Origin of the sequence: Bradyrhizobium sp. 197, from assembly GCF_023073375.1 — a bacterium.
In the GTDB taxonomy this organism is placed as follows: domain Bacteria; phylum Pseudomonadota; class Alphaproteobacteria; order Rhizobiales; family Xanthobacteraceae; genus Bradyrhizobium.
Window position 1 is genome coordinate 15,027 of the sequence record NZ_JADPJJ010000045.1, and the last position, 22,458, is coordinate 37,484.

At 64.5% G+C, this 22,458-nt stretch carries 23 protein-coding genes; 12 read left to right on the plus strand and 11 right to left on the minus strand.

The features are described 5' to 3' along the window. Nucleotides 1-19: 19 nt before the first annotated feature. On the minus strand, nt 20-583 hold the full coding sequence (locus IVB27_RS10120; RefSeq protein WP_247443315.1) for a nitroreductase family protein: 564 nt from the start codon (nt 581-583) through the stop codon (nt 20-22). A gap of 93 nt (nt 584-676) precedes the next feature. Further along, nucleotides 677-2,776, minus strand: coding sequence for a threonine--tRNA ligase (thrS, locus tag IVB27_RS10125; RefSeq protein ID WP_247443317.1), 2,100 nt, complete (start codon nt 2,774-2,776; stop codon nt 677-679). Between the two features lie 186 nt (nt 2,777-2,962). On the opposite strand from thrS, the gene IVB27_RS10130 reads away from it, so the two are divergent. Next, a complete protein-coding gene (locus tag IVB27_RS10130; protein ID WP_247443318.1) occupies nt 2,963-4,135 on the plus strand; it encodes an MFS transporter in 1,173 nt (390 codons plus the stop codon). Between the two features lie 92 nt (nt 4,136-4,227). Then, nucleotides 4,228-4,620 (plus strand): hypothetical protein, encoded by a 393-nt coding sequence (locus tag IVB27_RS10135; protein ID WP_247443319.1) that lies wholly within the window; start codon nt 4,228-4,230, stop codon nt 4,618-4,620. A gap of 41 nt (nt 4,621-4,661) precedes the next feature. Here the strand turns inward: IVB27_RS10135 and IVB27_RS10140 are convergent, their stop codons facing one another. Then, nucleotides 4,662-5,984, minus strand: coding sequence for an alpha/beta hydrolase (locus tag IVB27_RS10140; RefSeq protein WP_247443409.1), 1,323 nt, complete (start codon nt 5,982-5,984; stop codon nt 4,662-4,664). A 329-nt stretch (nt 5,985-6,313) separates the two neighbouring features. On the opposite strand from IVB27_RS10140, the gene IVB27_RS10145 reads away from it, so the two are divergent. After that, the gene (locus IVB27_RS10145; protein ID WP_247443321.1) at nt 6,314-7,699 is read left to right on the plus strand and encodes an APC family permease; all 1,386 of its coding nucleotides are present in this window, start codon (nt 6,314-6,316) and stop codon (nt 7,697-7,699) included. Continuing rightward, on the plus strand, nt 7,684-8,898 hold the full coding sequence (locus IVB27_RS10150) for a hypothetical protein (RefSeq protein ID WP_247443323.1): 1,215 nt from the start codon (nt 7,684-7,686) through the stop codon (nt 8,896-8,898). Before IVB27_RS10145 ends, IVB27_RS10150 begins: the two co-directional genes overlap by 16 nt. Here the strand turns inward: IVB27_RS10150 and IVB27_RS10155 are convergent, their stop codons facing one another. Together IVB27_RS10155 and yidD are read right to left on the minus strand one after the other, a co-directional pair. After that, entirely contained in the window at nt 8,899-9,111 is a 213-nt protein-coding gene (locus tag IVB27_RS10155) for a hypothetical protein (RefSeq protein WP_247443325.1), read from the minus strand. 79 nt (nt 9,112-9,190) lie between these two features. Beyond that, nucleotides 9,191-9,529 (minus strand): membrane protein insertion efficiency factor YidD, encoded by a 339-nt coding sequence (gene yidD / locus IVB27_RS10160; protein ID WP_247443327.1) that lies wholly within the window; start codon nt 9,527-9,529, stop codon nt 9,191-9,193. Between the two features lie 231 nt (nt 9,530-9,760). On the opposite strand from yidD, the gene IVB27_RS10165 reads away from it, so the two are divergent. Then, nucleotides 9,761-10,660: a COG3904 family protein gene (locus tag IVB27_RS10165; protein WP_247443329.1), complete on the plus strand. Its 900-nt coding sequence runs from the start codon at nt 9,761-9,763 to the stop codon at nt 10,658-10,660. A gap of 38 nt (nt 10,661-10,698) precedes the next feature. Here the strand turns inward: IVB27_RS10165 and IVB27_RS10170 are convergent, their stop codons facing one another. After that, nucleotides 10,699-11,154: an iron-sulfur cluster assembly scaffold protein gene (locus tag IVB27_RS10170; RefSeq protein WP_247443333.1), complete on the minus strand. Its 456-nt coding sequence runs from the start codon at nt 11,152-11,154 to the stop codon at nt 10,699-10,701. A 242-nt stretch (nt 11,155-11,396) separates the two neighbouring features. Between IVB27_RS10170 and folE the strand changes: the two genes are divergently transcribed. The 4 genes from folE (at nt 11,397) to IVB27_RS10190 (ending at nt 15,105) form a co-directional block, all read left to right on the plus strand. Further along, nucleotides 11,397-12,086, plus strand: a complete 690-nt coding sequence (folE, locus tag IVB27_RS10175) for a GTP cyclohydrolase I FolE (protein WP_247353176.1) — start codon at nt 11,397-11,399, stop codon at nt 12,084-12,086. Nucleotides 12,087-12,114: 28 nt separating this feature from the next. Next, nucleotides 12,115-12,537: a phosphoribosyl-AMP cyclohydrolase gene (hisI, locus tag IVB27_RS10180; RefSeq protein WP_247443337.1), complete on the plus strand. Its 423-nt coding sequence runs from the start codon at nt 12,115-12,117 to the stop codon at nt 12,535-12,537. A gap of 88 nt (nt 12,538-12,625) precedes the next feature. After that, entirely contained in the window at nt 12,626-13,705 is a 1,080-nt protein-coding gene (locus tag IVB27_RS10185) for a lytic transglycosylase domain-containing protein (RefSeq protein WP_247443410.1), read from the plus strand. A gap of 224 nt (nt 13,706-13,929) precedes the next feature. After that, nucleotides 13,930-15,105: a DUF2336 domain-containing protein gene (locus tag IVB27_RS10190; protein WP_247443339.1), complete on the plus strand. Its 1,176-nt coding sequence runs from the start codon at nt 13,930-13,932 to the stop codon at nt 15,103-15,105. Nucleotides 15,106-15,244: 139 nt separating this feature from the next. On the opposite strand, the gene IVB27_RS10195 is transcribed toward IVB27_RS10190, so the two are convergent. The 3 genes from IVB27_RS10195 to IVB27_RS10205 all read right to left on the minus strand — a co-directional run bounded on the left by IVB27_RS10195 (nt 15,245) and on the right by IVB27_RS10205 (nt 17,267). Continuing rightward, nucleotides 15,245-15,823: an Hpt domain-containing protein gene (locus IVB27_RS10195; protein ID WP_247353185.1), complete on the minus strand. Its 579-nt coding sequence runs from the start codon at nt 15,821-15,823 to the stop codon at nt 15,245-15,247. 31 nt (nt 15,824-15,854) lie between these two features. Beyond that, the gene (locus IVB27_RS10200) at nt 15,855-16,400 is read right to left on the minus strand and encodes a response regulator (RefSeq protein WP_247353187.1); all 546 of its coding nucleotides are present in this window, start codon (nt 16,398-16,400) and stop codon (nt 15,855-15,857) included. Between the two features lie 87 nt (nt 16,401-16,487). Then, nucleotides 16,488-17,267: an NAD kinase gene (locus IVB27_RS10205; RefSeq protein WP_247443341.1), complete on the minus strand. Its 780-nt coding sequence runs from the start codon at nt 17,265-17,267 to the stop codon at nt 16,488-16,490. A 253-nt stretch (nt 17,268-17,520) separates the two neighbouring features. On the opposite strand from IVB27_RS10205, the gene IVB27_RS10210 reads away from it, so the two are divergent. Next, nucleotides 17,521-19,089 carry a S10 family peptidase gene (locus tag IVB27_RS10210; RefSeq protein WP_247443343.1) on the plus strand — a complete coding sequence of 523 codons (1,569 nt, stop codon included), beginning with the start codon at nt 17,521-17,523 and terminating at the stop codon, nt 19,087-19,089. On the opposite strand, the gene IVB27_RS10215 is transcribed toward IVB27_RS10210, so the two are convergent. Next, nucleotides 19,076-20,464 (minus strand): serine hydrolase domain-containing protein, encoded by a 1,389-nt coding sequence (locus IVB27_RS10215; RefSeq protein WP_247443344.1) that lies wholly within the window; start codon nt 20,462-20,464, stop codon nt 19,076-19,078. The genes IVB27_RS10210 and IVB27_RS10215 overlap by 14 nt on opposite strands. Before the next feature lie 109 nt (nt 20,465-20,573). Beyond that, nucleotides 20,574-21,116 carry a tetratricopeptide repeat protein gene (locus IVB27_RS10220; RefSeq protein ID WP_247353193.1) on the minus strand — a complete coding sequence of 181 codons (543 nt, stop codon included), beginning with the start codon at nt 21,114-21,116 and terminating at the stop codon, nt 20,574-20,576. Nucleotides 21,117-21,367: 251 nt separating this feature from the next. Between IVB27_RS10220 and IVB27_RS10225 the strand changes: the two genes are divergently transcribed. Next, nucleotides 21,368-21,736, plus strand: coding sequence for a His-rich protein BRANT (locus IVB27_RS10225; protein ID WP_247443346.1), 369 nt, complete (start codon nt 21,368-21,370; stop codon nt 21,734-21,736). 255 nt (nt 21,737-21,991) lie between these two features. Further along, nucleotides 21,992-22,426, plus strand: coding sequence for a hypothetical protein (locus IVB27_RS10230; RefSeq protein ID WP_247443347.1), 435 nt, complete (start codon nt 21,992-21,994; stop codon nt 22,424-22,426). Nucleotides 22,427-22,458: the final 32 nt, after the last annotated feature.

Consider the following 22,458-nt stretch of genomic DNA (forward strand, 5'->3'; position numbering starts at 1 on the left):
GGCGTCAACACGCCTTCGATTAAAATCGCGTCACGATTTCAGAAAGGACCGGTCGCGGACGGTCATCGCTCTGCTTGGTCGGGGTGCCGATATGGACGAATCCGGCGAGCTTCTCGTCCGGCTTGAGGCCGAGGCCATCCAGCACGTCGCGATCGAACGAGAACCAGCCGGTCAGCCAGCAGGCGCCGTAGCCGAGCGCGGTCGCGGCCGTGACGATGTTCATGACGCTGGCGCCGGCCGACAATTCCTGCTCGAAGGCCGGCACCTTCGGATGCGGCTTGGTGAAGCTGACGATGCCGATCACCAGCGGCGCATCCGTGAGGCGTTTGCGCTCGGTCTCGACATCGGCGGCAGGCGCGCCAGGATTCTTCCGGGCAAACACCTTTGCGATCACCTCGCCGGCGCGCCGACGCGCATCGCCCTCGAAAATGATGAAGCGCCAGGGCGCAAGCTTGCCATGGTCGGGCACGCGCGAACCGATGGTGAGGATGGTCTCGAGCTCGGCCGGGGAGGGCCCGGGTCCGGACATCTCGCGCGGCTTGACCGAGCGGCGGGTCTTCAGGAGTTCGATGGCGTCAGGCACTGCGATATCCTCTTCGGCTGGTCGTCGGGCGTGCCATGCCGAGATAAGCATGCACGCCCGCAACCGAAAGCGGGTTTAGATCGATTTCAGGAATCAGGCCGCGCCACGCGCCCGCTTCACATCCGGCGGGGTCGCCTCGTCGACGAGGGCGGCGAGCGCCTCCACCGTCGTGGTCACGTTCTGGCCGTCGCTGCCGAGCCGCCGGATCGAGACCGACTGTGTCTCGGCCTCTTTCTTGCCGACCACGAGCAGTGCCGGAATCTTGGCCAGCGAATGCTCGCGGACCTTGTAGTTGATCTTTTCGTTGCGCAGGTCGATCTCGGCCCGAAGTCCCGCACGCCGGACCTGCTCCAGAACCTGCTTGGCGTATTCGTCGGCCTCCGACGTGATGGTGGTGACCACCACCTGCACCGGCGACAGCCAAAGCGGGAAGTTGCCGGCATAGTGCTCGATCAGGATGCCGATGAAGCGCTCCATCGAACCGCAGATCGCGCGGTGCACCATCACCGGCGGCTTCTTGCCGCTGTCGTGGTCGATGTAGAACGCACCGAACCTTTCCGGCAGGTTGAAGTCGACCTGCGTGGTGCCGCATTGCCAGTCGCGGCCGATGGCGTCGCGCAGCACATATTCGAACTTCGGCCCGTAGAAGGCGCCTTCGCCCGGATTGATCTCGGTCTTGATGTGATTGTTCTGCGTCTGGATCTCGCGCAGCACGGTGGCCATCACGCGCTCGGCGTGATCCCACATCGCGTCGGTGCCGACGCGTTTCTCCGGCCGGGTCGACAACTTCACCGTGAGATCGCCGGTGAAGCCGAAATCGGCGTAAGTCGACAGGATCAGCTCGTTGATCTTCAGGCACTCGTCGGCGAGCTGATCCTCCATGCAGAAGATATGCGCGTCGTCCTGGGTGAAGCCGCGCACGCGCATCAAGCCGTGCATGGCGCCGGACGGCTCATAGCGGTGCACTACGCCGAACTCGGCGAGCCGCAGCGGCAAATCGCGGTAGCTCTTCAATCCGTGCTTGAAGATCTGCACGTGGCCTGGGCAGTTCATTGGCTTCAGCGCAAACCAGCGCTTGTCTTCGGCTTCGTCGCCGGCCGACTGCGCCGCAAACATGTTCTCGCGATACCAGTCCCAATGGCCGGAGGTCTCCCACAGCGACTTGTCGAGGATCTGCGGCGCGTTGACCTCGCTGTAGTCGCCGCTCAGGCGTCGGCGCATATAGGCGATCAGCTGCTGGAAGATGGTCCAGCCCTTGGCGTGCCAGAACACCACGCCCGGACCTTCCTCCTGGAAATGGAAGAGGTCGAGCTCGCGCCCGAGCTTGCGATGGTCGCGCTTTTCGGCTTCCTCGATCTGCTTCAGATAAGCGTCGAGGTCCTCCTGCTTGGCGAACGCCGTGCCGTAGATGCGGGTCAGCATCGGGTTGTTGCTGTCGCCGCGCCAATAGGCGCCCGCCACCTTCATCAGCTTGAAGGCGTTGCCGACCTTGCCGGTCGAGGTCATGTGCGGGCCGCGGCAGAGATCGAACCAGTCGCCCTGATAGTAGATCTTGATCGGCTCGTTGCCGGGAATGGCGTCGACCAGCTCGACCTTGAACGCCTCGCCCTTGTCTCGGAACACCTGTTTGGTTTTTTCGCGATCCCAAACCTCTTTCGTAAATGGCTTATCGCGCGCGATGAGCTCGCGCATCTTTTTCTCGATTGCGGCAAAGTCTTCCGGCGTGAACGGCTCGTTGCGGAAGAAATCGTAATAGAAGCCGTTCTCGATCACGGGACCGATGGTGACCTGGGTTCCCGGCCACAGCGTCTGCACGGCTTCGGCGAGCACGTGGGCGCAGTCGTGGCGGATCAACTCGAGCGCGCGCGGATCGTCGCGGTTGATCAGCTCGATCCTGGCATCGGCTTCGATGGGATCATCGAGGTCGGAGACCACGCCATCGAGCGCCATCGCGACCGTACGCTTGGCCAGCGACGGCGAAATGCCCTTGGCGATCTCGAGGCCGGTGATGCTCTTGGCATATTCACGCCGGGCGCCGTCCGGGAAGGTGAGAGTGATTTTTTCCGGTGGGGTCACGGGTCTCAAATTGCTGAGGCTGTATTGGAAGCCGGATTCGGATTTGGCTTGTTCGGCCTTGGTCTGTTCGGCCTTGGCTTGTTCGGACCTGGATTGGTCCTTGGGCTGGTCGGTCATTGCATGTCTCCTGAGGCTCACTCCTGCGAACGAGCGCAGGTAAGCGGGAACGAGCGATATATCAGGCGATTCGGCCTGCGCAATCCGGCATTTCCAAGAAACTGGCGCGCAAAAGCCGGGGCGCCGCACGAACTATTCCGGGCGACGCCCTTTAACCGGTCGCAGGTCTGCTCTACATGCATCTGCATGGAAAATGCACGCGCCGGCCGTTTCGCGCCTACTGCCCTGATGCTCGGCAATCTCGTCACCGGCTGCTCGGTATTGGCACCGGCGGGCATGCTGCCGGAATTGGCGGCGGGGCTCGACGTCAGCATCCACGCGGCCGCGCTCCTGATCACCTTCGGCGCCATCATCCTGTGCATCGGATCGCCGCTGACGGCCTGGCTCACCAGCCGGATCGAGCGCCGGAGGCTGCTCACCACGACGCTGGCGGTGCTCGCCTTTGGCAATCTCGCATCGGCATTTGCGCCCGACTACACGAGCCTCCTTGTCACCCGCCTGGCGATGCTCGCGGTCGGCGCGCTCTACACGCCGCAGGCCGCCGGCACGGCGGCACTGATCGTGCCGGTGGAGCGTCGCGGCAGCACGATCGCCTACATCTTTCTCGGCTGGTCGCTCGCTGCCGCCGTCGGCCTGCCGCTGATCACCTTCATCGCCAGCCGATATGGCTGGCGCGCGGCCTATGGCGGGGTCGGCGCGCTCGGCTGCATCAGCTTCCTGCTGTTGCTGATCCGGCTGCCGGCGGGCTTGAAGGGCACGCCGGTGGACCTGAAGACCTGGAGCGCCGTCGGCCGCGACAGGACGATCCTGCTGCTGCTTGCGATCACGATGCTGCAGATGGCCGGGCAGTTCGTGGTGTTCACCTTCATGGGCCCGCTGCTCAAGAAGCTGACCGGCGCCGGGCCCGATGCGATCGGCATGGTGTTCGCTCTCTATGGCGTCTGCGGCTTCCTCGGCGTTGTCATCGCGACCCGCATCGTCGACACCTCGGGACCCTATCGCACCTCGCTGCTGTTCACCTGCCTGCTGCTTGCGGGGATCACGGGCTGGGCGCTCAGTGCCGGCACGCTCGCATTGATGGCGGGTGCGGTCGCGATCTGGGGCCTCGGCTTTGCCTCGACCAATTCGATGCAGCAGGTGCGGCTGGTCTCGGCCGCACCGTCGCTGGCATCGGCGACCGTCGCACTCAACACCTCCGTCCTCTATATCGGCCAGGCTGTCGGCTCTGCCGTCGGCGGACTGCTGTTCGCCCGCGAGCTCCTGCATACGCTCGGCTTCGTCGCGGTCGGTTTCGTCGTGCTGGCGCTGATCCTGGTAGTCCTGACCCGGCCCCGGCCGGCTACCGGCGCCCCGGCCTGAACGGAAGGGTTTTCGTGTGCGCAAGGCGCTTGGCAAACCGCGCGCAGGAGCGGTAGAAGGCGAGGCATGGGGACCAAAGAGAGTTGACTGAAATGAGGATGATTCTGGCGGTTGCCGCGGTGCTCTATTCGGCCTCCGCGTTTGCGCAAGCCGACAAGCCACCACCGATGGTCGGGGACAAGCCGTTGATGCAGGTCAAGCCCAAGGGGACCAAGGCCGGGATCAAAGAGGCAGCTGCCAAGCCGGCCGCGGCGCCGAAGGGCAAGCCACAATCGATCGCGGCGCGGCTCCAGGCCTGCCTCGACCTCGATGACGGCACCAAGGACCGGCTCAATTGCTACGACGCGGTGATCGCGCCGACGCCGAAGCCGAAGCCGCCGAAGGCCAAGGGCTACGCCGATTGCCGATTCTTCAAGGAAGAGGACGAGCGGCTGGCCTGCTTCAACGGCTTTGCCGAGAGCATTCCGAAGCTGCCCAAAACCTGAGGCCAACGAGCTGCGGTTCGAGCCGGACGGTCAGTCGCTGATCAGCGACTCGACGGGGCTGGATTGGTGGAGGCCACGCGCGTCAGTGCGAGTGATGGCGTCGCTGACATTTTCACCAGCACGTCCTTGAGCGGGTCCCGCGTCCAGGCACGGGTCACATAGTCGCGATGGGTGATGCCGTCACCGGTTTCGACGAACACCACGCTGCCGGGACGCAACGGTCCGTCCATGTCTTCGGAGACGCTGATGCCTTTCTGCCGCAGCGTGCTCATCAGCTCGCGGTCGCGCCGCGCGGTGTAGCGGGTGTAGGAGCTGACGAAGAAGCCGGAGCGGTGGCTCTCGATCCATGAGGCGAACTTGTCCATTTCGCCGTAGACGGCGTCGAGCAGCACGACGCCGCGGACGCGGTCGCTGATGCCGCCGACCTCGAGACTCCAGGCCGTCGGCAGGAAGCCGCCGCTGTAGCCGACGATCACGATCGGCATATTGGCGAAGGCGCGCGCGCTGTTGGGATCGCCGGTGAGCCGGGCCAGATGGTTCGCAGACTCCTCCAGGAAGCGCTTGAGGCCGCCCGCCTGCCAGAACTTGCCGGCGCTGGAATCGGCGGCGTCCACCGCCATTTGCGGAGCAAGCAGGATGGCGTTGGCGCCGGAATCGGTGACCTGCTGCGGCACCAGCTGCCGGTCGCGCACGTCACGCTCAAGCGTTGCGCCGTTGCCGTGGAAGAACACCACGATCACGCCTGGCTTACGCACGTCGAAATGTTCGGGCACGTGCATCAGCACGCGGTTGTCGCTGTAGGTCTCGTCCTGCCAGAACACGCGCCCGGAATAGCTGCGGTGGCCGCGGCGGTCGCCCTTGGCGATGTTGAGGAACGGCGAGTCGGAGGCGGGGTTGTTGCCGAAATAGGGGAATGCTGACGACTTCATGCTGACGAGCGTCGTCAGGTCCTCGCGCACCGGACGCTGGTAGGGGGCCTGCGGCGCGAGCGAAGCGACCCTGTAGGGCGCCTGCTCCGGCTGTGGCTGCTGCACGGCGCGCTTGGGCGAGAAGTCCGACATCTGCCGTTGCAGAAAACCCTCGCTTGCGGACGGGAAGCGCTCCGTGAACTGCGGGGCCGGGAAGCGATCCTCGAACGTGTCGCTGCTTGCGACCTGCTGATTTGTCTTCGCAACGATCTGGACGTTGGCCTGCGAGTTCGCCGCGAGCGCCGCCGGATTGGGCGCCTTGCCGCATTGAACCAATGTGAGCGACAGCGGCACCAAGGCCGGGATCAGAGCGATCCGGAGCGCACGACCGCGCGCGCCGGACGTCGTCCGGTCGGCACGAATGTCAGCTCTCAGTTTCGGAACGGCCCCGACCATCCACCCATGACCCCAAGTCATGACCACAAGTCCATCGGCAATCATTAAGACAACTGAGCCGATGGGCGTTTAGGCGACGTTAAGTGTCCGGAGAAACTTCCCCACATCCGGAACGCTCAAAAGGACCACGTAATCGTGTCGCGATTGTGGGGAAGGGAGACGGGACGTCCCGGTGTTTGCGCAGGTTTATTGGCCAAGACCGCGCAGCAAGGGTGCCGGAGTACCGATTTAGCCCGCCTCATTTAACCCTTGTTAACCCTGCTTGAATTGACTGGCTCGAACTGCACGATGCTTCCCACGAGGCATGACGCCTGAGGTTGAGGACCCCGATGACGGCATCAGATGCGGGTACCGCGGCCTGGACCGGCCGGCTGACCGGAAGCGGGTCGGGAGTCTCCGTTCTGGTCGCAACCGCCATCGTCGTTGCCGACATGATCGGGGTCGGCGTCTTCACCAGCCTCGGCTTTCAGGTCAAGGACATCCCCTCGGGCTTCTCGATCCTCTTGCTGTGGACCATCGGCGGCATTGTCGCGCTGTGCGGGGTGTTCGCCTACAGCGAACTCGGCGCGATGTTTCCGCGCTCCAGCGGCGAATACAATTTCCTCGGCCGCACCTATCACCCCGCCTTCGGCTTTCTCGCGGGCTGGGTGTCGGCGACGGTTGGCTTTGCAGCGCCCGTCGCGCTCGCCGCAATGGCGTTCGGCGAATACGCCAAATCGGTCGTGCCCGGTGTGCCGCCGATCCCGCTTGCCATCGCCGTGGTGTGGCTGGTCTCGCTCGTGCAACTGACCGGCGTCAGGCACTCCTCGACCTTCCAGTTGATCTCGACCATCCTGAAGGTCGTACTGATCGTGGCCTTCCTGGTTGCCGGCTTCATCATTGGCACCCCGCAGCCAATCGCCTTCACCCCGCAGGCTGGTGACCTCGCACACATCGTCAGCGCCCCCTTCGCGATCGGGCTTGTGTTTGTGATGTACTCGTTTTCGGGCTGGAATGCCGCGACCTACATCATCGGCGAAATGAACATGCCGCAGCGGGACCTGCCGCGTGCACTGCTCGCGGGCACGCTGATCGTGCTCGTGCTGTACGTCGCGCTGAATGCGGTGTTTCTCTATTCTACGCCGGTCGGCGCGCTCGCGGGTCAGCTCGACGTCGCCAGCGTCGCTGGCAGCGCGATCTTCGGCAACCTTGGCGGCCGGATCGTCGGCGCGATGATCTGCTTCGGCCTGATCTCCTCGATCAGCGCGATGATGTGGATCGGCCCGCGCGTGATGATGACGATGGGCGAGGACATTCCGGCGCTGCGTGTGTTCTCCCGCAAGTCGACGAGCGGCGCGCCGGCCTATGCCATCCTGTTTCAGCTCGCCGTCGCCAATCTGCTGCTGTTCACGCGCAGTTTCGAGGCGGTGCTCGACTTCATCCAGTTCGCGCTGCTGTTCTGCTCGTTCTTCACGGTCGCCGGCGTCATCAAGCTGCGCATCACCGATCCCGATTTGCCGCGGCCCTATCGCGCCTGGGGATACCCGTTCACGCCGCTCGTTTTCCTGCTCGTGACCGCGTTCATGATGTACTATTTGTTGACCGAGCGGCCCGTGCAGTCGCTGTCGGGGATGCTCGTCATGCTCTCGGGCCTGTTGATTTATGCTGTTTTCCGCAGGCGGCCGGTCGCCGCTGGCACGTCATCACATCGCGAATCGACATGTTTCGACCCATGAGAATTGCGGCCGTCGCTCTCGCCTTGCTGGCTGCGGCCGTTTCGTCCGCGCGTGCGGCCGACGCAACCTTCGACGATGCCGCGCGCTTCCTTGCGGGCATGCAGCCTTCGGCGGATTCGCCGCTGGTGCCGCTCACGAAGGACCTGGGCTGGCAGCGCCACGCAAAGTTCTTCGACGGCGCCTTCGCGCAGCTCGATCAGCGTCAGCTCGCGAAGATCCGCAACTGGGCTGACGTCAATCTGGCGGCACCCAGGCCGACCATGTTCTATTTGTTCAGCGGCCCCGACTTCCTCTATGCCAACGCCTTTTATTCGAAGGCCAGCACCTACGTTCTCGGCGCGCTGGAGCCGGTCGGTGCGGTGCCCGACCTGACGCGGCTGCCGCGCGGTTCGGTGGGCGCCGCGCTCTACAATGTCGAGCGATCGCTCGGCTCGATCCTGAATTTTTCCTTCTTCATCACCAAGCAAATGAAAGTCGACCTGCACACCAACCAGGTCAACGGCACCTTGCCGATCCTCTATGTCTTCCTGGTCCGGTCCGGCAAGACCATCCGCAATGTCGAGATGGTCGCGCTCGACGACAAGGGCGGGATGCATGTCGGCAACGACAATCCAGGACCGAACGCGACGCGCGGCGCCCGCATCACCTTCGTCGGCAGCGACGGCGAAGCGCGCACCCTGTATTATTTTTCGACCGATCTCTCCAATTCAGGTGCACGCGCGGCGGGCTTCCTGAAGTTCTGCGAGACGCTCGGGCCCGGCAACAGCCTGATCAAGAGCGCGTCCTATCTCCTGCACTCCGGCAATTTCACCGTCGCGCGCGACTGGCTGCTTGCCAACAGCGCGACCATCATCCAGGACGATTCCGGCATTCCGCTTTCCAGCTACAACGCGCGGCAATGGCGGTTCTTCCCGTTCGGCCGCTACCTCGGGCCGATCAGCGAATTTCCCGGTCGCTATCAGGAGCGCTACGCCAACCTGTTCACGCGCGCCCAGCCGATCGATTTCGGCGTCGGCTATCGCTGGCGCATGCATGAATCGAACTTGCTGCTGTCGGTGAGGGTACCGGGAAGCGACACAGTGCCGGATGCGGAGACGACCTCATCCGCAGAGCCATCGACGAAACCGCCGCGTCCGAAGCGGCCACGTCCGCCGGAGCCGATCCCACCACCGCCCGGACGCTTTTTCTGGCCCCGCTGATTACCAGTGAACGCTCTGGCTCGGCACGATGAACGCCGTCGTGCTGGGCGGCGTTGCAATACTCGTCGCCAAGTACCAGCCGGAGCCGACGACGAGCACCAGCAGGGCGATGATGGCGATTATGTCGAGGGTTCTGGGGTCGTGGCCTCTCGAACCACCCCGGGAACCAAGCCCAAGGCTGAAGCGAGAATGAGGGCTGATTTTCCAGCGCATTGTTGTTTCCTCCCGTGGGAGCATCACATCAACGCGAACGGAGCATTCCGGTTCCACTTAAGGCAGCGTTCCATCCTGCTTAGGGGGCGTTGACGCCGCGCCAGCGGGCGTAACGCCACGGCAAATACCAGCGCGCGCTTTGTGGTGCGGTAAGGGGCACGTTGTCGATGCCCGAGGTACCAAATGGGTTGCAGCGGAGCAGGCGAGCGAGCGTCATCCAGCCGCCAGCCCAGAGCCCGAACCGTTCGATCGCCTCGTCGCCATAGATGGAGCAGGTCGGCAGGTGCCGGCAATTGTAGCCAACCAGCGGCGAGAGCGTGTGGCGATACAGCCAGATCAGAGCGCGGCCGAATCTGCGCGGTAGCCGGAACGCGCCCGCGACGGGAGTGGAACAGTGCTCGCAGGCTGAATGCTTCATGGGCGCTTTGCCGCGATCGTGAGCGAGGTTTTGCGCGGTTCCGATGCAGGGAACTGTAAGCTGTTGTTTGTACGCCACATTTTACGTGCTTTTTGGGAGCAGTGCAGCAAGTACCGGTGGACGATCTGTATTCCCCCGGATACCATTTTTGTGACGTTCATGTGAGACTCATTGGAACGTCGGAGCAGGGCTTACCTGAATCGCTTTAGGAGCCTTGGGGAAGGGACCGGTTTGAAATTTCTGAAGGCGCTCAATCTTCGCGGCTGGTTGCTGGTGGGAGCCGCTGCCTGTGGGGTCATACTGGCTGGCGCCATCGCCACATTCGGGTCGTCGGCCCGAGCCGGTGTTGCCCTCGAAGAGCGCAAGCTGCCAATGAAGTTTGGCTGGATCGCCTGCGAGCCGAATTGCCGCGGATGGGTCAGCGCGACCGGCATCATCACCGCTGATACGCCTAGGGATTTCGAGGAATTTTCTCGCGGACGCCAGCTCGGCGGCGCCACTGTGGTGCTCGATTCCAGCGGCGGTTCCGTCAACGACGCGATCACGCTCGGCCGGCGCTTCCGCAATCTCGGACTTTTGACCACGGTCGGCATCAGCGTTCAGAACCGCGGCGGCCAGTCGGCCCGTCCGGCGGTCGCGCCTGAGGCCTATTGCGAATCCATGTGCGTGTTCCTGCTGCTGGCCGGCAAGAAGCGCTACGTGCCGGACGCGGCCCATGTCCGGGTCCACCAGATCTGGATGGGCGATCGCGCCGACGATGCCAGGGCGGCGAGCTACAGCGCGCAGGACCTGATGATCGTGGAGCGCGACATCGGTCGGCTCGCCAAATACACATTCGACATGGGCGGTGCCGGCGATCTGCTGTCGCTCGCGCTCAGCGTCCCGCCGTGGGAAGATTTACACGAGCTCGACGCAGGCGAGCTCAAGCTCACCAATCTTGTGACCACTGATCTCGTGGCCGACGTGCTGCCGCATGTGGACATCTCAGCGCCGGCAATGGCGGAGCTTGCACCGAAGACGCAGGCGAGGTTCGGCGCGGAATCGGAGCAGCCTGCCAAGTCGACCAAGACGGCGGAAGCCCTGGTGCCGACGGGCGGCGTAGCCAAGCCGGGCACGGCGTCGCAGAAGTAGCCTCGAATGTCCGATTTCGTTTCCGGGGTCGCCCGGAGTCAGCCTTGCGCCGGAGCCGGCTGCTTGGCCTTGGCCTCGACCTGACCGATGGCATCGACCACCGCATCGAAGGTCAGGAGCGTCGAGGCGTGGCGCGCCTTGTAGTCGCGGACCGGCTCAAGGAATTTGATCTCTTCCCATTTGCCTTCAGGAGGCGCGCCGTTCTCCTTCAGCATCTTGCGAACAGTTTCGCGTAACTCACGGAGTTCGCTCGCAGTCGATCCGACGATCTGACTTGCCATGATGGATGAAGAGGCCTGGCCCAGCGCGCAGGCCTTCACGTCATGGGCGAAGTCGGTGACCTTGTCGCCCTCCATCTTGAGGTCGATTTTCACGGTCGAGCCGCACAGCTTGGAGTGGGCGGTCGCGGTGGCATCGGGATCCGACAACCGCCCGAGTCGCGGAATATTCCCGGCTAGTTCGATGATCCGCTTGTTATAGATGTCGTTCAGCATGTGATGGAGTCCAGCACTTCCTCACCCGATCGGCCTTGGCGGGCGGCGTCCATGGCCCTATATAGTGCTGGAACTGGCGGAAAAACAGCCCAGCGGTGCGCTGGCGGTCTTTCAGATCTGCGCTGCCAGCGTGATGACCCAAGGACCTTTTTCGTCAAAGCTGTTCTCTACAGGCGTCCGGCGGCTTCGCCGCCCCGTCTGCCGGTGACACTCCGGCCGCAAGGCCGTCGAACGGAGTAGACATGGACGCTACAATCAAATCCATCCGCCCCAGCAAGCCCTCCGATCGGCAGCCCGAGAGCCGCCCGGCAGAGCTTGATCCTTCCGAATTCCTCGCGGCTGCCGTCCGCGCCGACCAGCCGCGCCCGGCGCGCGCCGAGGCCGAGCAGGCGGTGAAGACGCTGCTCGCTTATATTGGCGAGAACACCAACCGCGAGGGCCTGCTCGACACACCGCGCCGCGTGGTCGAGGCTTTCGACGAGCTCTACCAGGGCTACCACCAGTGCCCGGCCGAGGTGCTCGATCGGACCTTCGGCGAGACCGCCGGGTATGACGATTTCGTGCTGGTGCGCGACATCGAGTTCACCTCGCAGTGCGAGCACCACATGATGCCGTTCTACGGCAAGGCGCACATCGCCTACACGCCGGTGGAACGCGTGGTCGGCCTGTCGAAGCTTGCGCGCCTTACCGACATCTTCGCCCGCCGGCTCCAGACCCAGGAGCACATGACCGCGCAGATCGCTGCGGCGATCGACGAGGTCCTCAAGCCGCGCGGCGTTGCCGTGCTGATCGAGGCTGAGCATACCTGCATGTCGGTGCGCGGCGTCGCCAAGCATGGCGCCTCCACCTTCACCAGCCGCTTCACCGGCATGTTCCGCGACAATCCGGCGGAGCAGGCTCGTTTCCTGTCCCTGGTGCGAGGCACGCGCTGACCTTGCGAAATTGACCGGCGAGGGCGTTGTGTCCGCTCACTCCCATGAGACCGAGGAAGGGCTGTCCTTCCAGCCCCTGTTCGACGCTGCTGGCCTCGTGACCGTCGTCGCGACCGACGTCGCGACCAGCGACGTGCTGATGGTCGCGCACATGAACCTCGAAGCGTTGCGCAAGACCATCGCGACCGGCGAAGCCTGGTACTTCAGCCGCTCGCGCAATGCCTTGTGGCGAAAAGGTGAGACGTCGGGTCAGACCCAGCGCGTGGTCGAGATGCGTACCGATTGCGACCAGGACGCGGTCTGGCTCCGTGTCGAGCAGATCGGCGCGGCGTGTCACACCGGCCGACGCTCCTGTTTCTATCGCAAGGTCGAGGCCGAAGACGGCGGCGCCAAGCTCGTCTTCGTCGATGCGGAGCGGCTGTTCGATCCGGACGCGGTCTACAAGAAATAGTCCTGCCGTCATGCGGAGGCGGGGCTGGCGGCCGAATTAACCCCGCATTAACCATACCTGTCCCACGGTGAGACGACAGGGCGCCGAATTGCCGGCGCCGCTCAACGCCGCGCGGGGCGGGCCCTTCATCATGTCGGTCGACAATTCCAGTGGCTCGCAGACCGCGGTTCTCGATCCGTCGCGGGCACGCGTCGCCGGTGCGATCAAGCAGGCCTCGAACGTCGCGGGCGTCAGCTTCCAATACATGCTGACCACCGCCAAGATGGAATCGGATTTCGATCCGAGCGCCGGTGCCACCACATCGTCGGCGCATGGGCTCTACCAGTTCATCGACCAGACCTGGCTCGGCACGGTGAAGGAGGCGGGCGCCCAGCTCGGCTATGGCAATTATTCCGACGCCATCACCAGGACCTCGTCGGGCACCTACACCGTCGATGATCCCGCGATGAAGCGATCGATCATGAAGCTGCGCGACGATCCGGAGGCCGCATCCAGCATGGCGGCTGCGCTGACGCAGTCGAACAGCTTCAAGCTTACTGGACTGCTTGGCCGCAGGCCGAGCGACAGCGAACTCTACATGGCCCATTTCATGGGCGTCGGCGGCGCCGCAAAGCTGATCGCCAATGCCGAGGACAATCCGCAAGCCGTTGGCGCGCGGTTGTTTCCCAATGCGGCATCGGCCAACCGCTCGATCTTCTACGCCAAGGACGGCCGCGCCCGCAGCGTCTCCGAGGTCTATTCGGTGCTGGATGCACGCTATGCCGGCGCTGCAAATTCGAAATCGACCCGCAGCGCGATGGCGGCGTATGGCGACACGCCGTCGACCACGCAGGTCGCAAGCGCCAACGGCGTGCAGCCCGTCGCGCCGGTGATCGACAACGCCGCCTATCTCCAGACCTTTCCAAACACACGCGCGATGACGCCGGCGAGCGCCATGGCGCCAACGACGGTCGCGGACAATGCGCCGAGCACGCCAGTGTTTCGATCGCTCTATCAGCCCGGCGATGCAACGCAGCCGGTCTCGACGACCGTGCAGAAATTGTGGGGCAACAATGCCTCGCTCAATTCGGTCGCACCCGCGACCTCGGGCGCATCGGCAACGCCCGACGTTCGGCCGCCGCAGCCGCTTGATCTCTTCAGCGATCGCAGCGGCACGTTCTCGAGCTAATATCTGCACTCGTGTCCCGCACAAGGCGCAACGCGTAAGCGATGCGCCGCAGAGCCGGGACCCATGCCGCACAGACGGCTGTCGAAGCGCTTCGGTTCCATTAACAAAACGTCAATAAAACCAAACGGTTATGGTGAACGCTTTGTTAAGCGTCGTGGTTTATTTTGTGTTGCAGGTGACAAGCCGTCACCGCTTCGTCTTCGTTGCGTTAAGCCGGAAGCAACATGATCGTTCGGCAGTTCATCAATTGGATCAGGACGGCGCCCGCCGGCGAGCGGGCCGAGGCGACACGGGCGTTGGCCCGGGCCTGGCTGATCTCAGACCTTTCCCGTGACGACCGGGTTGCCGCCGAAGGCGCGCTTCTGATGCTGCTCGACGATCCCTCGCCGCTGGTGCGGCAGGCGATGGCCGAGGCGTTTGCACGCAGCACCGAGGCGCCGGCCGCAATCGTGCGGGCGCTGTCGGCGGACCAGCCGACCGTCGCGCTGCCCGTGCTCGAACATTCTCCGTTGCTGATCGACGCCGATCTCGTCGACATCGTCGCGACCGGCAACGACGAAGTGCAGTGCGCGGTCGCCCGCCGCATCGCGCTGCCGGTATCGGTCTGCGCCGCCATCGCCGAAGTCGGCTGCGCGGCGGCAGCGCTCGAGCTGATCGAAAATCCTCATGCCGAGCTTGCGCCGTTCTCCTGGGATCGCATCGTCGAACGTCACGGCCATCTCGCCGCGATCCGCGAGGCGATGCTGGTGCTAGAGGATATGCCGTCCGCCACGCGCGCCGCGCTGGTGGCGAAACTCTCCGAGTCGCTGGCGCAATTCGTCGTGGCCCGGAACTGGCTGAGTGCCGACCGCGCCGAGCGCATCGCGACCGAGGCGCGTGACCGCTCCACCATGAACATCGCGGCGCGCTCGCGCGGCGAGGACATGCAGGGGCTTGTCCGGCACCTGCGCATCACGGGCCAGCTCACCGCGGGTCTTGTTCTGCGCGCTCTGCTGTCGAGCAATCTCGACTTGTTCGACGCGGCGCTGGCTGAACTCGCCGATCTGCCGCTGGCGCGCGTGACCGCACTGCTGCACGATCGTGGTGGCAACAGCCTGCACGCGTTGCTCCGCCGCGCCGGGCTTCCCGAGGCGACGTTTGCCGCATTCCAGGTCGCGCTCGATGCCTGCCACGAGCAAGGCTTTGTCGACAGCGACGACAACGCGGCGCGGCTGCGCCGGCGCATGGTCGAGCGCGTGCTCACCCATTGCGAGACCGACCGCGGCGCCACCGAGCCGCTGATGGTCCTGCTGCGCCGCTTCGCCACCGAATCCGCGCGCGAGGAGGCAAGGCTGTTCTGCGACGAGCTGGTCGCGGACGAGGCGGTCGATCCGGGGTACGACGAGCTGATCGCGGCCTGAATCGTAGCTTGTGTCGCCCCGGCGAAGGCCGGTGCCCATACCGCGAGGTCTCGCAATTGAAGCGAGATGGCCGCCGCCTTTTGCAATAATTTGCGCTGGTAGTCATGGGTTCCGGCCTTCGCCGGAACGACGCCTATGGCTACTCCGCCGGCGCGATGCTCGGCGCCAGGATTACCTCGAGATGCTCGGGGCGGTCGCGGTTGACCTGGGCGAGATAGTCGTCGGCGACCTTGCGCAGGCGCCGGCTGAGCTCGGCGGAGACGCTGATGTGGTCGAGCTTGGTGTTCTCGTGCACGATGGCGAGGATGGCGTTGATGTGGTGCGTGAACAGCTCGGCCGGCACCTTTTCGAGATCTGGCGCATGCTCGATGACGCGGCACAGGCTCTCGGCAATTCCCGCCGCCGCCGGATAGCCGAAGGTCGCGGCATCGCCCTTGACGTCGTGCGCGGCGCGAAAGAGCTCGTCGCGCCTGTCCTTGGTGAAGCCGTCGTGCCGGATGGCGACGTAGGCGGCCGACAGCCGGTTGATCTCGGTCACCATCCAGTCTTTGAACTCGCTGGCGAGGCCCGCGAGCGCCTGTTCGGCCCGGCCGACCGGATCGTCCATGTCCTTCTCTTCGACACGGCGCAGGACCGTACGCAGCGGGTTGGGCTGCGTGATGATTTGATGCGTGGCGAAGGCCGTGACCTTGATGTCCCTTGCGCTGTTCTTCGCCATGATATCGGCCTCGACCGTGAGAGACGTTGCGCTAGATAGAGGAGCGGGCCTTGTCGAGCAGCGAGGGCTGCTGCAGCACCTCGTGCTTTTCGCCGACGCGGCGCTCGGGACCCATATAAGCGGAGATGGTGTTGCGGCGCCGGTCCGGGCCGAAATAGGTCTTGGTCTTGATGAAGGGGCGGGGACTGGCGACCACGTTGAGGATGCGCTGGTAGAGCCCCTTCGCCGAGATCGGCTTGGCCAGGAATTCGGTGACGCCGGCGTCGCGCGCCACGGTGACGCGGCGTTTCTCGGAATGGCCGGTCAGCATGATGATCGGCGCGTAGGGATTGCCCTTGGATTCCGGCTGCCGGATCATCTGCGCCAGCTCGAGCCCGTCGAAGATCGGCATGGCCCAGTCGGCGATGACGATGTCGGGCACGTAATGGCTGTACATTTCCAGCGCGGTGGCGCCGTCTTCGGCTTCGTAGACCTCGCGCGCGCCGAAGGAATGCAGCAGCGTCCGCAGGATGCGGCGCATGTGCGGATTGTCGTCGCAGATGAGGAAACGCAGTTTGTTGAAATCGATGCGAAACATGGAGCCCGGGCCGAAGCGGTCAACTTTCGTTAACCATATCGCGCCGACGGTTAACGAAGGGTTGCGATCGGCAGTCTGACGAGGCGCTCAGGAGCCGAACTGCTCGCGCAGAATGCGCTCTTCCAGGCTGTGACCGGGGTCAAACAGCATGCGCATCGAGATGGTCCTGTCGGACAGCACCTCGACGCGGCGGACGTCGCGGACCTCGTCATGGTCGGCGACCGCCGCCACGGGGCGCTTGTCGCCCTCCAGCACCTCGATCACGACATAAGCCGTGTTCGGCAGCAGCGCGCCGCGCCAGCGGCGCGGGCGGAAGGCGCTGATCGGCGTCAGCGCCAGCAGCGCAGCGTTGATCGGCAGGATCGGTCCCTGGGCGGACAGATTGTAGGCGGTCGAGCCGGCCGGTGTTGCCACCATGATGCCGTCGGCGATCAGCTCGGTCATGCGTTCACGCTCGTCGATCAGGATCCGCAGGCGCGCGGCCTGGTAGGTCTGCCGGAACAGGGCGACCTCGTTGATGGCGTGATGCAGGTGGACGCGGTCGTTGGCGTCGGTCGCGCGCATCAGGAGCGGGTTGATCTCGGATTCCTTCGCCGCCTCGAGACGGGCCCGAAGATCGACCGTCGAGTACTCGTTCATCAGGAAGCCGACGGTGCCGCGGTGCATGCCGTAGATCGGTTTGCCCGAGCGCATGTTCCGATGCAGCGTCTGGAGCATGAGCCCGTCGCCGCCAAGTGCGACCACGACGTCCGCCTCCTCGACGGTGCAATTGCCATAATCCCTGGTCAGCTCGCCGAAGGCCGCTTGCGCCTCGATGCTCGGGCTGGCGACGAAGGCGATCCGGTCGTATCGCGCTGGCTTGGTCATGGCTTCCGGGGCAGGGCCGCTGGAGAAAGTTCCGCCGGGCTCGTCTATACGACCTGGGCCTCGATTGTCGAGGATGACCGCCCTTCAAAGGAGACCGGCAACTGCCCATCCCGATCTGAGGACAAAATCGGGTCGATTTGCGCCCAACCGGGCTCTCCAGGCAGCGCTGGACCCACGATCCCCCAAACCGTCGCAATTCCGCGCTAGCCTTGCGGTCCGGACCGATGCTCGCAGCCGGGCAGGGAGAACGATCATGGCGACGAATATGCCGGCGCTCCGCCGCGCGACCTTGGTACTGGCGGTGTCGGCTTTCGCGCTTGCGGGATTTGCGCGTGCGGATGATCCGCCGCAACCGCGCGCCGAGACCGCGGCGCCAGCCGGACAAAAGGGCGGGCGCGGCGGCGGCGCACAAAGCGCGTCTCAGAATTCATCGTCATCCGCCGAGCCGCACCGTCTCCCCTCGGATTCGACCACGAAGCAGACGCTCGATCTTCCCGGCCGTACCCTCAACTTCGCCGCGACCGCTGGTTCGATCCGCGTGTTCGACGGCAAGGGCGAGCCGCTGGCCGACATTGCCTATACATCCTATGAGCTCGACGGCGCCGACCGTGCGACGCGCCCCGTAATGTTCCTGTTCAACGGCGGCCCCGGTGCGTCTTCGGCATGGCTCCAGTTCGGCGCGGCCGGGCCGTGGCGGCTACCGCTGGATGGCGAAGCTCTGTCGCCGTCCGCCTCGCCCGAGGTGAAGCCGAATGCGGAGACCTGGCTCGATTTCACCGATCTCGTCTTCATCGATCCCGTTAGCACCGGCTACAGCCGCTTCATCGCCAGCGGCGAGGATGCGCGCAAGTCGTTCTACTCCGTTGATGGCGACGTCAATGCGATCGCGCTTGTGATCCGCCGCTGGCTGGAGAAGCACGATCGGCTGACTTCGCCGAAATACGTCGCGGGCGAGAGCTATGGCGGCATTCGCGGGCCGAAGGTGGTGCGCCAGTTGCAGCTCCAGCATGGGGTCGGCGTCAGGGGATTGATCCTGGTGTCGCCGCTCCTGGACTTCCGCGAGTTCGCCGGCACCAGCCTCCTGCAATATGTCGCGACGCTGCCGAGCTATGTCGCGGTGGCGCGCGAAGCCAAAGGGGCGGTCAAGCGCGCCGATCTCGCCGACGTCGAGGCTTACGCGCGCGGCGACTTTCTGGCCGATCTCGTCAAGGGCGAGGTGGATAAGGAGGCCACCAACCGTCTTGCCGACAAGGTCGCCGAGCTCACCGGTATCGACCAGGCGGTCAGCCGCCGGCTCGCCGGCCGCTTCGATGTCGGGGAATTCCGCCGCGAGTTCGATCGCAAAGGCGGCAAAGTGACGGGCCGCTACGATGCCTCGGTGCGCGGCTTCGATCCCTACCCGGATTCGAGCAGTTCTCGGTTCGGCGACCCCTCAGGCGATGCGCTGCAGGCGCCGCTGACGAGTGCCGCGGTCGACGTCCTGACGCGAAAACTCAACTGGCGGCCGGACGGCTCCTACGAGGTCCTGAACGGCGCCGTCGAGGGCAAATGGGATTTCGGCCGCGGCATCAACCCGCCGCAGTCGGTGTCCGAGCTGCGCCAGATCCTTGCCACGGATGCCAAGCTGAACGTGCTGGTCGCGCACGGCCTATTCGATCTCGCCACGCCCTATTTCGGATCGAAGCGGGTGCTCGACCAGTTGCCGGCCTTCGCGACACAGCGGGTGAAATTCATCGTCTATCCCGGCGGCCACATGTTCTATTCGCGCGACGGCTCGCGGCAGGCGTTGCGGAGCGAGGTCGAGACTCTCATTCGGGAGTAGGCCGTCGCTTGCTCGGCTTGTATCTCCGCGCGATCTCACGCGCCACGACCTTGGCCGGCTTGAGGTTGGCGCCCGCAATCCAGACGTCGCTGACCTTGCCGCGCTTGTCGCGGATGCGCCGCACGGGCTCGCCGTGGCTGGAATAGCCGGCGGCCCAGGCAAGCTTGCCGGTGTCTCGGCCGGTGACCTCGATCTCGGCAGCGTCCATGAACGGGTTGTTGAACTGGGGATTGGCGACCAGCACGCGGTTGCCTGCAGGCACGAGGTCGCTCGCGCCCCAGATCGTCCACCAGCGCCCGGTCCAGTCGCGCACGCGCCGGTCGGGTGCGCCGCGCGTTTTAAACACGTGCAGGATCTGCATCGCGCCGTCCATCCAGAACGGCGCCGCGCCGTCGATGGAGTTGCTGAGGATGCTGATCGCGAGCTCGCAAGCGGGGATGGAGCAGGTCCGCGAGATGTAGCCCTGAAAGCCGCCGCCATGGCCGAACCAATCCCAGCCGTCGGTCTTGCCGGCGTTGACGCCGAGGCCGTAGTAACCTTCGAAGCTCTGCGGCACGCGCCAATGGTTTCGCGTCATCTCGCGGCGGCTCGCGACCGATAGCACGCTCTTTTTCGCATTGGGCGCGAGCTGCGCGAAAAACCGCGCCGTCTCGGCGGCGGTCGCGACGAAGCCGGCGGCCGATGCCATGGCGTGCGCGGGATTGTCGCCTGGGATTACACATCGCTCTCCGTACGGCAGCTTGCGGGTGTGACCGCGCGCGAATGCCGCGCTCTTGGGAAGCGGCGCGTCCGGCTCGGTCTCGCGCAGGCCTGCGGCTTCGATGATCTCGCGCTTGATCCAGACCGGGTAGGGCTCCTTCGTCACGGCCTCGATGAGGAGACCGATCAGGCCAAAGCCGTGGTTGGAATATTTGAAGCGCGTGCCCGGTTCGATCGCTGTCGGCAGCTTCAATTCCGCCGCCAGCTCCTTGGCGTTGAGATAGGGACGGTTGTCGATGAACTGGCTGGAATCGGCGCCGTCGCGCGTCAGTCCCGCGCTGTGCGAGAGCACTTGCGCAATTGTTGTTTCGGCGACGCGCGGATGCAGGCCGACGACATATTGTCCGATGGGATCGTCGAGCCGGAGCTTGTGCTGCTCGCGCAGCTTCATGATGCCGGCCGAGGTAAAACTCTTGGAGTGGGAGGCGATGCGAAAGCGGTGTCGCGGGGTGAGCTTCTCGCCGGTGTCGAGATTGGCGAGGCCGAACGCGTGCTCGGCGACCACCTCGCCGCGATGGACGAATGCGACCATAACGCCGGGCTGTTGAAACGTCGTTTGTTGGAATTCGATCCAGGAGCCGATGTAGTCGATCGCGGATCGCAGCCACTTGTCCATTGCGCACCAATTTGCGAGGGGAGGATTGGTGCGGAAGGCTATCCGAGAACGCAGAATGGGCACAACCCTGCGGTTGTGCCCATTTGCTTCATTCGAAGATGCGGCGTCTTTAGTAGACGAGGGTCGCGCCGGTCGGCTTGTCGAGCGCCGTGGCAAGCGAGCGATACTCGGAGCTGTCGGTGCCGGCGAGCGAGGCGATCTTGTTCAAGTGGTACTGCGCCTGCTCCCGGTTGCCCTGCTCGAGCTGCCAGAGGCCGTAATACTGCCAGGTGCGGACGTGGTTCGGATCGTCCTTCAGCGCCAGCTCGTAATAGATCTTCGACGACTGGTAGTCGCCGATCTTGCGATAGGAATAGCCGATCAAATTGGCGACGTCGGCGACGTCGTCGCGCTTGAGCGACTTCAGCTGGCCGATCGCACCCGTGTAGTCGTGATTGTCGTAGATCGTGGTGTAGGCGGTACGGTACGCGGCAAGGAATTTCGGATCGCTGACGGAGGAGCTCTTCTTCTTGCCCTTCTTGGTCGAGGTGTCCGACTTCGGCGGCGACGAGGGTTCGTCGCTGCCTGCGGCATAGGCGCTGGTCAGAGCCGGCCCGGCCGCCAACGTCATGGCGACAAGTCCCGGCACAAGAAGCGTTGAGAGTTTGCGCATCTAAGTTCTCCCGTATGAAGCGTGGCGATCCTACACGATTGCCCAGAGACCGGAACACCCGGCGCGCAAAAACATTCCCCGCCGCCCCGGTCTATTCGCCCTGCCGCAGATGACAAACGTGTCATCGAGATGAACGGAAACCTGCAAAGGGCTTCAGACTGGGTTCAGCGCCCGCCGCCTAGGCTCTCACCTATGATCGAAGGGTAGGCGAGAGGGTGCCGCCTCAAGATCCTTCCAAGAGGAGACCAACCATGTTGAAGACCATTTCCGCAGCCTTGCTCGCAGCTTCCGTGATTGCAGCTCCGGCCTTCGCCACCGAAGCCGGAAAGACCACCACGACCACGCCGGTGATCAAGGCGGACCAGAGCCAGACCAAGGTGTCGACCACCGCCGCGAAACCCGACGCCGGCCTCAAGGCGGACGCCAAGGTCTCCGACATCAAGGCGGGCGCCAAGGTGGATACCAAGTCGAAGGCGATGAACGCCAACGCCGCGGCCACCCCGGACGAGCACAAGACCGTGCGCACGCATCGCCACCACCACAAGCATCTGGCGGCGAAGAAGTCTCTGAAGACGCAGCCGGACGTGATCAAGCCGGCGACAATGGACAAGCGCAGCTAACGACTGATCCGGCGCGGCGACGTCGTAGCATTGCCCAGTCGCCGCGTGAGGAATTCAGGCCGGCCCGTCGATTCGGCGCCTGCGCGAAAGCGCAGCCGTCGGCGGCGGGCCGGTGCGCTATCCGCAAGGCTTGTGGCGGCAGGGCTCTTGGCGGCAAGGCTTGTGGCGGCAGGACGTGCGAGCAGGACCGAATTCCCTTCGCGCAATCTTGAGGCTAGAACAGCTCCTGGTCTGGTTCAACGGAGAGCGTAAGCGGTGGGGCAATTGGCGAAACGAGCGGTACGCCTGGCATTGATCCTGGCATTGCCGTTGGCGCTGGCGGCATGTTTCGGCAGCGACGGTGACCGTCCAACCCTGATGGACGGGACCCAGGCCGGCGGGCCGCAGCCGTTTCCCGACAATTTCCGCAGCGATACGCTGGCCTTGATGCGCAGCTATCTGAACAACCCGGTGGGCGTGCGCGACGCCAGCATGGCCGAGCCGTTGCAGCGCGAGGTCGGCGGCCGCCAGTTCTATGTCAGCTGCCTGCACTTCACCCCACGCGAGACCGACGGCACCTACAAGGCCATGCGGGAACGCGCCGTCATTTTCGTCAACGGCCGGGGGGACCGCGTCGTCGATCGCGCCAGCGAGCTGTGCGCGGGCGCGGTTTACGTACCCTTTCCGGAACTGGAAAAGATGACGCGGTAGCGCAAAGCCCGCCTTCATCGGCTGGTGGTAGG